Below are 13,241 nucleotides of genomic sequence, written 5' to 3' on the forward strand. Positions count from 1 at the left end.
TTTCAAGGTTTGATCTTGAATGGGGAGAAGTGACTGGAAGGTGATGGGGAAGCGCACCCGTTGGTTTGATTTCAATGATAGCCGACTTCCTGCGTGAGGCAAAACACCTCCGCTTTGGGCTGGGAACAGCCATTGAGGCTGCGGAGCACTGGTCAGTGTGCTTCCAGTTTTTGTGAGCGATTTCCCCGTCTCGTTCTTTGGTGGGACCGACCCGAACAGGAAATTTACCATGCGCGGTAAAATCACCAACCCTAAAGCCAGAGGTTACCAAATTTATCCTGTGTGATAAATTGATGCTGTGATAGTGATCAGACCTGCGTTCTTCCTCTGCATGATAAGGAGTTTCCGTGCCGGACCGTACTCACACCCTCCACTGGGCTGAAATCATAGGCCGGAAACTGAGAGAGCACCGCAAGAGCTGCGGGCTGAGCCTCGAAGAACTATCACGAATTTCAGGCTCTACAGTACCAACCCTGTCACACCTTGAGAGAGGAACAAGAGATGTGAAACTGTCCACGCTTGTCTCTCTGGCCGGGGCCCTCAGGATCGAGCTTCCTGAGCTTTTCAATGAAGTCAGTAAGCCAAATGACGATCTACAATCGGAAGGCACCCCAGTTGGCTATGATTTGGATGACGCTTGATGGCCTATATAGACGAAACTCCTGTCTACTATGAGGGGTTCCTTGTCGGCCGTATCACACTTGATGCCAAGCTTACCTACGACCCTCGATGGTTGGCGACAAACGGCAGTTTTCCATTATCGGTGACCCTTCCTCTTGCATCGAGAACCTATGAGGGATCCGCTCTGCTCACTTGGCTGGCAAACCTGCTACCTGAGGGGCCAAACCTGATCGGGATATCTCGGGCCCTTGGCCTCTCCACCTCGGATGTCTTGGCGATTTTGAAGGCAATTGGAGGGGATACCGCCGGCGCCTTTTCAATCGGGCTTCCGAGCATCAGAGATGATTGGCGTTACTCATCTGCCGCCAGGAGAAGCCCTACAGTTGCTGGATCAAGTGATTTTCAATATTCTCATTGCCAATACAGACGCGCATGCAAAGAACTATTCGATGATCCTGAGTTCTGGGCGCAGGATCGCTCCGCTGTATGATGCCTCCTCCACATTGCTCTGGAAGCATGTGAACCAATACCACGCCCAGAAGATCGCCAATTTGACGCTTAAACCAACCTGCGATTGTGAACTGAGAAGGTATAGCGCCACGCATCACTCAGTAGAGTCGCCACCTTCTCGTGCGCCTACCAAAATTGACCGAAAGGCCCTTCATAGCAGTCGCACTCAAAGACGGCACGCCCTGACAATCCTTTTGTGGCCTTCATGGGAGAGCCTTGCCAAAATCGTGCAGGGCTTCGGCAATCCTCTGTGGCACAGCGTAGAGAACGGCGCCAATCCTAATTGGGCTGGCGTCGCCTATTCTCCTGTAAAACAAGGGCCTTTGAAACTTTGGGCGTCAATGTCCGTGTATTTGGGCCCAAAACCAGCTCAATTGGGCCTCAATTGCATGGTTTCACAAAACAACCAACAGTCTAAGCGACTAGCCACATTTGGAATGGCCACAGCTGCGGCAGGTCATGCAGCCTTCCACCATTTGAAGGTCGAACTGGCCACAGCTTGGGCAAGGCTTGCCGCGTGGGGCGTTCAGGCTCACCACCTCTGCCTGTGGGTCGGATTTCAGCCCCATTCCTTCGCCTTCCAGGAAACCCGTCTTGACCAGATGGGTCTCGATCACGCCCCCGATGGCCGCCAAGATCGAGGGGATGTATTTCCCCTGCACCCAAGCCCCGCCACGCGGATCAAAGACCGCCTTCAGCTCTTCCACCACAAAGGAGACATCACCGCCACGGCGGAACACAGCCGAAATCATTCGGGTCAGCGCCAGCGTCCAGGCGTAGTGCTCCATGTTCTTGGAATTAATGAAGACTTCAAAGGGACGCCGGTGATCGCTGATGATAATGTCATTAATGGTCAGATAGATCGCATGTTCCGAATCCGGCCATTTCAACTTGTAGGTGTGCCCCTCCAGGCTTTGCGGACGGTCCAGCGGCTCGGACATGTAGACCACTTCCGCGCCATTGGCATCCACATCGCTCCCCTGCGGCGCATCGGCACTCTCACCGGGCGCGGTATCGGCGCTCTCAGAGACCGACAGAACCGAGCCCGTCACATCGTTGGGACGGTAGGTGGTACAGCCTTTGCACCCCTGATCCCAGGCCTGCATGTAGACGTCCTTGAAATCATCAAAGCTAATGTCTTCCGGGCAATTGATGGTCTTGGAGATGGAGCTGTCGATCCATTTCTGCGCCGCCGCCTGCATTTTGACATGGGCCGAAGGCGACAGGGTCTGCGCGTTGACAAAATAGCTGGGCAGTTTGGCATCGGTGCCAAATTTATCGCGGTACATCTGCACCGCATAATCAACCACCTCTTCCTCAGTCCGGCTGCCGTCTTTCTGCAACACCTTGCGGGTATAGGCATAGGCAAAGACCGGCTCGATCCCCGACGAGACATTGCCCGCATAAAGGCTGATGGTGCCAGTGGGTGCAATAGAGGTCAGCAGAGCGTTGCGGATCCCATGTTCGCGGATGGCATCGCGCACGTCATCATCCATGTTCATCATATTGCCCGAAGCCAGGTAGGCGTCAGCGTCGAACAGCGGGAAGGCGCCCTTCTCCTTGGCCAAATCCACCGAGGCCAGATAGGCGGCGCGGGCAATCGCGTGCAGCCAGCGATCGGTCTGACGCGCCGCTTCGTCGGTGCCATATTCCAGACCCAGCATCAGCAGCGCGTCGGCCAGACCGGTCACACCAAGGCCAATACGGCGCTTCGCCTGCGCTTCGGCCGCCTGGGCTTCCAGCGGGAACTTGGACACATCCACCACATTGTCCATCATGCGCACCGCAGTGGCGACCAGTTCCTGCATCGCCGCCTGGTTCAGCTCTGCATTGGTTTCAAACGGGTTGGACACCAGCCGTGCCATATTGATTGACCCCAAAAGGCAAGCACCATAGGGCGGCAGCGGCTGCTCGCCACAGGGGTTCGTGGCGCAGATCTCTTCCACGTAAGACAGGTTGTTGGCCTTGTTGATCCGATCGATGAAAATCACGCCTGGTTCAGCATACTCATAGGTGGCCTGCATGATCTTGTTCCACAGATCGCGCGCCTGCACCGTGTGGTAGATCTTGCCATCGAACTGCAGCTCCCAGGGGCCATCGGCCTTCACCGCTTCCATGAAGTCATCGCTGATCAGCACCGACATATTGAACATGCGCAGCCGCGCGGAATCAGATTTTGCGGTGATGAAGGCCTCAATATCCGGGTGATCGCAGCGCATGGTCGCCATCATCGCGCCACGCCGCGACCCGGCAGACATGATGGTGCGGCACATGGCATCCCAAACATCCATGAAGGACAGCGGCCCTGAGGCATCTGCCGCCACGCCTTTCACATCGGCGCCGCGGGGCCGAATGGTCGAGAAATCATAGCCGATACCGCCGCCCTGCTGCATGGTCAGCGCCGCTTCTTTCAGCATATCAAAGATCCCCGACATGCTATCCGGCACCGTGCCCATCACAAAACAGTTGAACAGGGTCACCTGACGCGCCGTACCGGCCCCTGCTGTGATGCGGCCTGCGGGCAGATATTTGAAATCTTCCAGCGCCTCATAGAATTTCGCTTCCCAGACATCCGGCTTGTCTTCGGCACGGGCGAGATCGCGGGCAATACGGCGCCAGCTGTCCTCGACAGTCACGTCAATAGGGGTCCCATCCGCTTCCTTGAAACGGTACTTCATATCCCAGATTTGTGCGGCGATGGGGGCAGCAAAGCGGCTCATATAGTGATTCCCTATTGATCAGCATCGGAAGGTAAGTGGCGGCTTCGATACTACAGGCAGGCGCCGATCCTCAACGTCGAAAACACGGAACCTTGATAAATAATTACCGAGTGTACCACAATATCTTGCTAGCATAAAGCGGCTACGCACTATATAAAGGTTCCGCTCTGGACGACTCTGTGGGGAAACTGTGGATAACTACATCAATCTGGTGAAACTCTCGGTTGGCACTGAAAGCGTTGAGGGCCTGCAAGACTGGCAAGACGCAACCCGCCATACCCTGCCCGAAGGCCTGCCCCGCCATGTCACCCGGATGTGGCCCAAACGTGCGGCCGAAATTCTGGCTGGCGGATCAATATATTGGGTCATCAAGGGCCAAATTCAATGCCGCCAACGCATCCTGCGCCTGGATGAACTCATCGGTGACGACGGTGTGCGCCGCTGCGCCATTGTGCTGGATCCAGATCTTATGCGCACCCATACCGCAACCAAACGCCCCTTCCAGGGCTGGCGCTACCTGCCCCCGCAGGACAGCCCGGCGGATCTGCAAACAGAACGCACAGCAGAAGAACCCCTGCCCCTGGAACTCTCGCAGGCGCTGGCGGAAATCGGCGTCATCTGAACCAGCAGCCCCCTACGCCAATACCGCCTTTTCTCCGCCCCCATTTGCTCTGGGGGCAGGATCAGGACCAGTGCATCATCAGGGAGTGCATCAGGCGCCCAAGGGCGCTTCTCCCTCAGGCGGGTCAAGGGCCGCATCGCGGCCCTGCGCAGCAGGGTTTACCCTTGAGGCGGCAGAGGGTCCAATCACACTTGATCTGGCGCCTTTGGGGCAGAACTGGCCCAAAGTGCTTCTCAGCAATGGAAAGCGCCGCGCGTAAGCGCGGCGCCGGGCCCAACGGGAGCCCCTGCCATTCATTGCAGGGGCGACGGGCGGGAGCCTTCCCCTTTTGGTGCAGCACGCTGATCACGCGTCCAGCACAGGCCCCCTCTAACAGGCACACCCTAGCCGAGGATCAAATCGTTGAGGGCCTTCAGCGCCTGCCGTTCCTGAGGCTCATAAACCGCTGTGCGGCTGCGCCATAGGGTTGCCTGACTTTGCAGCACCAGACCATCCGACAATAGCTTCAGGTGATTGGCGCGCAGGGTTTCCCCGGTAGAGGTGATATCGGCCACCATTTCAGCGGTCTCGTTCTTTACCGTACCTTCGGTAGCGCCCTGGCTATCCACCAGTTGGTAATCGGCCACGCCAGCTTCGGTCAGGAATTCCCGCACCAGCCGATGGTATTTGGTGGCAATCCGCAACCGATGCCCATGCAGGCGCCGGAACGACGCCGCAACCGCATCCAGATCCCCCAGCGTATCCACATCGATCCAGCATTGCGGCACCGCCAGGATCAGATCCGCATGGCCAAAGCCCAGCGGCTGCAACTCTTGCAGTTGCTGTTCCCATAGCGGCAGCTTTTCCTGCACCAGATCGGTGCCCGTGACCCCCAGATGGATCCGCCCCGCCGCCAGCTCGCGCGGGATTTCACCAGCGGACAGCAAAACCAGTTCCATGCCCGGCACACCTTCGATGGCGCCGGCATATTCGCGCTCTGACCCGGTGCGCGACAGGGTCAGGCCCCGCTTGGCAAACCAATCAAAGGTCTTTTCCATCAGCCGCCCCTTGGACGGCACTCCCAATTTCAGGCTCATGACTGACCCTCCTCGAGCATCAGCATCAGATCCGGGCGCAAAACGCCCCCTACGGCGGGAATATCACTGCCCTGCCCCAGCTGCCGAGTCAGCGCATCATAGCGTCCGCCACTGGCAATCGGCGGCAGATCAGGGCGCGCAGCGGCATAAAAGCCAAAGACAAACCCATCGTAATATTCCATCGAGGTTCTCCCGTAGGAGGCTTCGAAATCCAGGCTATCAATATCAATGCCGCGCGCCTTGAGCGCCGCCACGCGAGTATCCAGACGATCCAGCGCCGGGGTGATGGCAGGCAGATCCACCGCGATATCGCGCATCTGTTCCAGGGCAAAGGGCACGGTTTCACGCACCGCCATCAGCGCTTCCAGCGCCAGCAGCTCATTTTCGGCCAGCGGCGGCGCAGCAGCATCCGCCCGCAACAGCTCGATCCGCGCATCCACCTCTGCCTCGCTGCGTTTGCCAAGCGCCGGGGCGGATCCAGTCAGCACCCCCTCAGAAGACAGCAGCTTCAGGCGCGCCTCGGGCACCGGGCTGCGCCCGGCATAGCGATCCAGCAAGGCGCGAAACCGCCGGGGTCGCCAGATATGGCGCATCAGGGCCGCCTTGCGCACCTCGGTGGTCTCCAGCCCCTGAACCGCAGCCATCAGGATGCCAATATCACCGGTCGCCGCCCGCAGGGGCAGACCACGCAGTTGCAGTGCTATCAGCGCAAAGACCTCGGCATCGGCACCGGCCGGGTCATCGCGTTCAAAGACCTCATAGCCGACCTGCAGATATTCGCTAGCGCGATCCGGGTCCTGTTCCTGGCGGCGAAAGACCTCGCCAGAATAGGTATAGCGGGCCGGTTCCGCCCCCTCGCGCATGTGCATCTGCACCACAGGCAGGGTGAAATCTGGGCGCAGCATCTGCTCGCCGCGCACCGCATCCGAGGTCACATAGGCCCGCGCCCGGATATCTTCACCGTAAAGATCCAGCAGGGTGCCGGCAGGCTGCAGCAGCGGCGGGTCCACCACCTGGGCCCCTGCAGCCTCAAAGGTCATGCGCAGCCGTGCGGCCAACGCCAATGTAGAAGAGCGATCCGGCATGGCTTAGCCCTGACTTTCAAGAATTTCACGTACCTTGGCGATCAGATCGCCGCGCGGGACTTCAAACTGGCTGGGACGTTCTTTCCACTCTTCCAGAGTGGCGCTTTCAGCGATCTTGGCGCCTAGGATCAGATCTTTGATCTGAATGACCCCTTTGGCCTTTTCATCGCCGCCCTCGATCACGGCCACCGGTGAATTGCGTTTATCCGCATATTTCAGCTGGTTGCCAAAGTTCTTTGGGTTGCCCAGGTAGACCTCGGCGCGAATGCCTGCATTGCGCAGCTCTGCCACCATGGCCTGATAGTCGGCCATACGGGCGCGATCCATCACCGTGACCACGACCGGCCCCTTTGGCGTGGCGGTCAAACGACCCTTCTCGCGCAGGGCAGCAAGCAGGCGATCAACACCGATGGACACGCCCGTCGCCGGTACCTCCTGACCGGTAAAGCGCTTGACCAGATCATCATAGCGCCCGCCCCCCGCTACAGAACCGAACTGCCGCTTGCGGCCCTTTTCGTCCAGAATGTCAAAGGTCAGCTCGGCCTCAAATACCGGGCCGGTGTAATAGCCAAGGCCGCGCACGATAGAGGGATCAATTTCGATGCGATCACTGCCATACCCGCCGGCGGCCAGCAAATCGCCGATCTGCTCCAACTCACCAATACCCTCCAGCCCCACCTGAGAGCCGCCAACAGCGGCGCGCAGGTTTTCAAAGGTCTTGGCCACATCAGCGGCCTTGGAGGTCAAAAACGCCAGCACCGGCTCTGCCTGATCCTCGCTGAGACCAACGCCATCGATATAGGCACCGGACGCATCCAGCCGCCCCTTGGTCAGCAGTTCACGCACGCCGGCTTCACCGACCTTGTCGAACTTGTCGATGGTGCGTAGGACGTTGTCGCGGGCCAGCTGATCATCGCCCAGCCCCATGACTTCCAGCACGCCATTCATAACCTTGCGGTTGTTGACCCGCACCAGGTAATCCCCGCGCGGAATGCCGACGGTTTCCAGCGTATCCGACAGCATGGCGCAGATTTCCGCATCCGCCGCCATCGAGGCGGTGCCAACAGTATCGGCGTCACATTGGTAGAACTGACGATAGCGCCCTGGTCCAGGCTTTTCATTGCGCCAGACCGGCCCCATCGCATAGCGCCGATAGGGGGCGGGCAGGTCGTTGCGGTGCTGGGCATAGACCCGCGCCAGCGGCGCAGTGAGGTCATAACGCAGCGCCATCCAGTCGCCCTTGTTGCTGTCGGGATCGTTCTCGTCGACCTCTTGCCAGGCAAAGACGCCAGCGTTGGGGCGATCAACATCGGGCAGGAACTTGCCCAGCGCTTCGACGGTTTCCACCGCCGCGCTCTCCAGCGCTTCAAACCCGTAATGATGGTACACACCCGCGATGGTGCGCAGCATTTCAGAACGCTGTGTCACCTCTTCGCCGAAATAGTCACGAAATCCCTTGGGCGTTGCCGCCTTGGGACGGGGCTGTTTCTTGATCTTGGCCATGAAAAGGCCTCCTCACGGGTGGGTTTAGGTCATTTACTCGCCGCGCGGTCTAGCCCAAGCCGCCCCTGTGAGCAAGGCAACAGAGTCAAACCGCCCGTATATCCAACGGGGGAAATCCGGCGCTGCCTAGCAATCAACCATGACATCCCTGCGACAAATGCAAAGGCCAGGCGGCGTCAAATCTCGGTGAAATCCCCGCCGCGTCCCAGCCCCGCCGCAAACCGCTGCGCCCCGGCCCGCCCTTCGGCCAGAAAGGCCGCAGCAGAGCGCCATTCCCGACGCAACCCCGCAGCCAGCACCGCCGGATCCTGGCGGGCCGACAGATGGTCTGCCTGCATACAGGCCTGCGGATAGCCCGCAAGGTCACGCGCCAGATCCTGCGCCGCAGCCAGCGCCGCACCCGGAGCACAGAGCCGATTGGCGAACCCAGCCTGATAGGCCTCTGGCGCGTCAAAGGGGCGGCCGGTGAGGATCAGATCATTGGCCCGGCCCTGGCCCAGAATCTGCGGCAGGCGCAGGGTGCCGCCATCGATCAACGGCACCCCCCAGCGGCGGCAGTAGACCCCGGCAACCGCATCTTGGGCCATCACCCGCAGATCGCACCAGGCGGCCAGTTCCATGCCGCCCGCCACGGCCGGGCCTTCGATTGCGGCGATCACCGGCTTTGTCAGCATCAAGCGGCTGGGCCCCATGGGACCGGGGCGCGGATCGGCCATCGGATCGCGCCAGTCTTCAGGAATATCCAGGCTGGCGAGCCAGGCATCGGCCTCTCCGGCGCCAGCAGATTTCAGGTCGAACCCGGCACAAAAAGCGCCCCCAGCCCCGGTCAACACCGCAACCTGCGCCGCCGAATCCGCCGCAAAATCCATAAATGCGGCATAAAGCGCGCGTGCCGTGGCTGGGTCCACCGCGTTGCGCAGCGCGGGTCGGCACAGGGTGATGGTGGTAATACCCGCCTCGGTATGACTGGCAACCGAGGGGGGGGCAGGTCTCTCTCTGGGGCATTGCGACGCTCTTTTCTGGAATAATTCGCTTTGACCCGGCCAGCCTGCGTGTCTTGGGCATGGACCGGCAAGGGGAACCGCCCTATGACGTTGCGCAGCCCCGCTCAACAGATCAGTACAGGAGGACATGATGCAGGCATTAGAAGAACAGATTGCCCATCTCACCCGCACCGTCGAAGAGATGAGCGACGTGGTGGCCGCGCAACAGAACGAGATCGACCGCCTGTCGAAACGGGTGCGGATGCTGATGCAACGCGAAGCCACCCGCGAACAGGGCAGCGGCGGCGCGCATGTGTTTGGTGACGAACGCCCGCCCCATTACTAGGGGCGCGGCGCAGAGGTCACACCATCGGCAGAAAAATCAACCAGGCGCAAGCCCGCGCCTTAAATCTCTTCAACCTCCATCACGCCTTCCAGAGATTTGATCGCGCCTTTGATCTGCGGGTTGATCGGGAAGGGCTGGCCCAGATCCATTTCAACATCCCCCGGCAGGCCGGGATCCTGCAGATATAGGTAAATGGCACCGGGGTTGGCGTTGCGGGCGGCCGTCTTGGCATCTTCCAGCACCTTGGCCACTGTGCCAATCGCCGCCACATCATCCAGATAGATCCGTAGCGAAGACCGCCCGGCATCGGCAATTGCCGCATCCACCGGCCCGGCAGAACGCATGAGCAGTTTCAGCTGGTCGCTTTCCATCGTGGCCTCGGCGGTGATCACCACCTTGGCTCCGGTTTCAAGAAACTCCCGCGTTTTTTCCAGCACATCGGAGAAGATCGTCACCTCAAAGCCACCGGTGGTATCCGAGAGCTGCGCAAAGGCAAAGCGATTGCCGCGCGCCGATTTACGTTCCTGCCGCCCGGCGACAACCCCCGCCATCTTTGCCATGAAGGGACCGCGCTCGGCCTTGGCCATGACCTCATCCAAGGTCATCACATCCTTGCGTTTCAAGGCAGGCATATAGTCGTCCAGCGGATGGCCCGACAGGTAGAAGCCGATTGCCTTGAATTCCTCAGACAGCCGCTCTGCCGGCAGCCAATCCGGGGTGCCCGCCAGACGCGGTTCGGGCAGGTCATCGCCGGCCTCGCCAAACAGCGACACCTGGTTGGAATTCTTTTGTTCATGGATCGCGGTAGAATAGCCCACCAGCCCTTCCAGGCTGTCAAAGACGCGGCGGCGGTTGCGGTCCAGCTGATCAAAGGCACCGGCGCGGGTCAGCATCTCAAGCGGGCGCTTGCCGATCTTCTTGAGGTTCACCCGGCGGGCGAAATCAAACAAATTGACAAAGGGGCGTTCATGGCCATCTTCGCGGCGCGCATCCGCCACCAGCCGCATCACATCCATGCCAACGTTTTTCAGCGCGCCCAGCGCATAGACCAGCTCTCCGTTCACCACATTGAACGTCGCCAGCGAGCGGTTCACACAGGGCGGCACATAGGGCAGCCCAAGGCCCTTCTTGACCTCCTCAAAGTAGATGGCGAGCTTATCCGTCAGATGGATATCGCAGTTCATCACCCCGGCCATGAATTCAACCGGGTGGTTCGCTTTCAGCCAGCCCGTCTGATACGAGACCACCGCATAGGCCGCCGCGTGGGATTTGTTGAAGCCGTAGTTGGCGAATTTCTCCAGAAGGTCAAAGACCTCCGACGCCTTTTTGGCAGGCACGCCATTCTCTGCCGCGCCCTTTTCGAATTTGGGACGCTCGGCATCCATCGCCTCTTTGATCTTTTTACCCATGGCCCGGCGCAGCAGGTCGGCACCGCCCAGCGTGTAATTCGCCATCACCTGGGCAATCTGCATCACCTGTTCCTGATAAACGATGATGCCTTGGGTTTCCTCAAGGATATAGTCAATCAGCGGATGCACCGACTCGATTTTCTTCAGGCCGTTCTTGACTTCGCAATAGGTGGGGATGTTTTCCATCGGCCCCGGACGATACAGCGCCACCAGGGCGACGATATCCTCGATGCAGGTGGGTTTCATCCGCTTCAGCGCATCCATCATGCCAGTGGATTCCACCTGGAACACCGCCACGGTTTTCGCCGCCGAGTAGAGTTTATAGGTTGGCTCGTCATCCAGCGGGATGGCGTTGATCTCATTCACCGCACCAGCGGGTGGTTCATAAAGCTGAGTGCCATCGGCCGCAGTGTGCAGATCGCGCCCCGACTGCTTGATCAGATCGACCGCGTTTTGGATAACCGTCAGGGTTTTCAGGCCCAAAAAGTCAAACTTGACCAACCCAGCCTGTTCCACCCATTTCATGTTGAACTGAGTGGCTGGCATATCCGAACGCGGATCACGGTAAAGCGGCACCAGCGCATCCAAGGGGCGATCCCCGATCACCACCCCGGCAGCATGTGTCCCAGCCGAACGCAGCAGCCCCTCAACCTGCATGCCATATTTCAAGAGCCGGTCCACCACCGGTTCATTCTTGGCTTCTTCCTGCAGGCGCGGTTCTTCTTTCAAGCTATCCACAATGGACATCGGCTTGACGCCTTCAACCGGGATCAGCTTGGACAGTCGGTCAACCTGGCCATAGGGCATCTGCAAGACCCGGCCCATGTCGCGCACCGCCGCCTTGGACAGGAGCGCGCCAAAGGTGATGATCTGGCCAACCTTGTCGCGGCCATATTTTTCTTGCACGTATTTGATCACCTCTTCGCGGCGATCCATGCAAAAGTCGATGTCGAAGTCGGGCATCGACACCCGTTCCGGGTTCAAGAACCGCTCAAACAGCAGCGAATAGCGCAGCGGGTCAAGGTCGGTAATTGTCAGCGCATAGGCCACCAAGGAGCCCGCACCAGAGCCCCGCCCCGGTCCGACCGGAATATTGTTGTCCTTGGCCCATTGGATGAAATCGGCAACAATCAAAAAATAGCCGGGAAAGCCCATGCCTTCGATGATGCCCAGTTCAAAATCAAGACGTTCCTGATATTTTTCAACGGTATCCGCGTGGGGGATCACCGCAAGGCGCTGCTGCAGCCCCTCATTGGCGATGCGGCGCAGCTCCGCCACCTCGTCATCGGCAAACTTTGGCAGGATGGGGTCACGCAGATATGCCTTGAACGCACAGCGTTTTGCAATTTCAACTGTATTTTCAATTGCCTCTGGAAGGTCCGCAAATAGCGTGACCATTTCCTGCTGGCTTTTGAAATAGTGCTGCGCGGTCAGACGGCGGCGCGGCTCGGATTGGTCAACATAGGCACCCTCGGCGATACAGATCATCGCATCATGTGCCTCATACATTTCCGTCTTGGGGAAATAGACATCATTGGTCGCCACCAGCGGCAGCTCCATCGCATAGGCCATTTCAACATGGCCGCGTTCGGTCAGCTTTTCCGCTTCGGGCTGGCCATCTTCGCCGGGGTGGCGCTGCAGTTCCACATAAAGCCGGTTGGGAAAAATCGCCTTCAGCCGCTGCATCAGTTCTTCGGCGGCGGGGCGTTGCCCCTGACGCAAGAGCCGCCCAACTGGCCCGTCTGGGCCACCGGTCAGGCAGATCACATCTGTTGAATTCTGCGCCAGATCCTCCAGCGTCACATAGGGCAGTTCGCTCCCCTGGCGCAGATAGAGACAAGAGTTCAGCTTCATCAGGCATTCATAGCCGGTCTCGCTCTGAGCGAGCAGAACCAGCGGTGCCGGTGGCTGGGGCCGCTCGCCCGGCGCGGGCTCGACAAAGCGCAGATCCATCTGGCAGCCAATGATCGGCTGGACCCCCGCCCCACTGGCCGAAACAGAGAACTCCAGCGCAGAAAACAGGTTATTACTGTCGGTCACAGCAATGGCGGGCATATCGTTAGCTTTGCACAGATCCGGCAGCTTTTTCAGGCGCAGGGCGCCTTCCAGCAACGAATATTCGGTATGGGTGCGCAGGTGGATGAATCGCGGAGAATTTGTCATGCTCACAAGCTATCCCATCCCCCGCGCAAGGATAAGTGCCGATCTTGCCTGTCAGCACAGCATTTACCGGGTGCGCGATCTCTGCACCCTGCCCCAAAAAGCAGCAACAACACGCCCCAAGGCTGCCGTTTTCAGCGAATTGAGGCAGAAAACCTCTCGTCATTATCAAATATGGTTTGAAAGTCCTGCGGGCTGATATAGGT

Annotated in this window: 10 protein-coding genes and 2 pseudogenes; 6 read left to right on the forward strand and 6 right to left on the reverse strand. The window is 59.2% G+C overall.

Features of this window, described 5'->3' with window-relative positions:
• Window positions 1-347 precede the first annotated feature (347 nt).
• The 3 genes and pseudogenes from LRK71_RS20605 to LRK71_RS20615 all read left to right on the forward strand — a co-directional run.
• On the forward strand, window positions 348-641 hold the full coding sequence (locus LRK71_RS20605; RefSeq protein WP_408636023.1) for a helix-turn-helix domain-containing protein: 294 nt from the start codon (window positions 348-350) through the stop codon (window positions 639-641).
• Window positions 641-931: pseudogene (locus LRK71_RS20610) on the forward strand (HipA N-terminal domain-containing protein); the annotation flags it as partial. The gene LRK71_RS20605 and the pseudogene LRK71_RS20610, both read left to right, overlap by 1 nt.
• A gap of 31 nt (window positions 932-962) precedes the next feature.
• Window positions 963-1,112 (forward strand): annotated as a pseudogene (locus LRK71_RS20615) (HipA domain-containing protein); the annotation flags it as partial.
• A 441-nt stretch (window positions 1,113-1,553) separates the two neighbouring features.
• Here LRK71_RS20615 and LRK71_RS19075 read toward each other — a convergent pair.
• Window positions 1,554-3,851 carry an adenosylcobalamin-dependent ribonucleoside-diphosphate reductase gene (locus tag LRK71_RS19075; RefSeq protein WP_232405551.1) on the reverse strand — a complete coding sequence of 766 codons (2,298 nt, stop codon included), beginning with the start codon at window positions 3,849-3,851 and terminating at the stop codon, window positions 1,554-1,556.
• Between the two features lie 190 nt (window positions 3,852-4,041).
• Between LRK71_RS19075 and LRK71_RS19080 the strand changes: the two genes are divergently transcribed.
• Complete coding sequence (locus LRK71_RS19080) at window positions 4,042-4,473, forward strand: DUF1489 family protein (protein WP_232405552.1); 432 nt, start codon at window positions 4,042-4,044, stop codon at window positions 4,471-4,473.
• 383 nt (window positions 4,474-4,856) lie between these two features.
• Here the strand turns inward: LRK71_RS19080 and hisG are convergent, their stop codons facing one another.
• The 4 genes from hisG to LRK71_RS19100 all read right to left on the reverse strand — a co-directional run bounded on the left by hisG (window position 4,857) and on the right by LRK71_RS19100 (window position 9,270).
• Window positions 4,857-5,549, reverse strand: coding sequence for an ATP phosphoribosyltransferase (gene hisG / locus LRK71_RS19085; RefSeq protein ID WP_232405553.1), 693 nt, complete (start codon window positions 5,547-5,549; stop codon window positions 4,857-4,859).
• Window positions 5,546-6,634 carry an ATP phosphoribosyltransferase regulatory subunit gene (locus tag LRK71_RS19090; protein WP_232405554.1) on the reverse strand — a complete coding sequence of 363 codons (1,089 nt, stop codon included), beginning with the start codon at window positions 6,632-6,634 and terminating at the stop codon, window positions 5,546-5,548. Before LRK71_RS19090 ends, hisG begins: the two co-directional genes overlap by 4 nt.
• A gap of 3 nt (window positions 6,635-6,637) precedes the next feature.
• Complete coding sequence (gene hisS / locus LRK71_RS19095; RefSeq protein WP_232405555.1) at window positions 6,638-8,137, reverse strand: histidine--tRNA ligase; 1,500 nt, start codon at window positions 8,135-8,137, stop codon at window positions 6,638-6,640.
• Between the two features lie 176 nt (window positions 8,138-8,313).
• Window positions 8,314-9,270, reverse strand: a complete 957-nt coding sequence (locus LRK71_RS19100; protein WP_269751818.1) for a crotonase/enoyl-CoA hydratase family protein — start codon at window positions 9,268-9,270, stop codon at window positions 8,314-8,316.
• 1 nt (window position 9,271) lies between these two features.
• Here LRK71_RS19100 and LRK71_RS19105 point away from each other — a divergent pair, with 1 nt between their 5' ends.
• Entirely contained in the window at window positions 9,272-9,466 is a 195-nt protein-coding gene (locus LRK71_RS19105; protein WP_232405556.1) for a SlyX family protein, read from the forward strand.
• A gap of 59 nt (window positions 9,467-9,525) precedes the next feature.
• Here the strand turns inward: LRK71_RS19105 and dnaE are convergent, their stop codons facing one another.
• The gene (dnaE, locus tag LRK71_RS19110) at window positions 9,526-13,038 is read right to left on the reverse strand and encodes a DNA polymerase III subunit alpha (protein ID WP_232405557.1); all 3,513 of its coding nucleotides are present in this window, start codon (window positions 13,036-13,038) and stop codon (window positions 9,526-9,528) included.
• On the opposite strand from dnaE, the gene LRK71_RS19115 reads away from it, so the two are divergent.
• Window positions 13,037-13,234, forward strand: a complete 198-nt coding sequence (locus LRK71_RS19115; RefSeq protein ID WP_232405558.1) for a hypothetical protein — start codon at window positions 13,037-13,039, stop codon at window positions 13,232-13,234. The two genes, dnaE and LRK71_RS19115, sit on opposite strands and share 2 nt — an antisense overlap.
• Window positions 13,235-13,241 lie beyond the last annotated feature (7 nt).

Source organism: Pseudophaeobacter flagellatus (assembly GCF_021228235.1).
Classification (GTDB): domain Bacteria; phylum Pseudomonadota; class Alphaproteobacteria; order Rhodobacterales; family Rhodobacteraceae; genus Pseudophaeobacter; species Pseudophaeobacter flagellatus.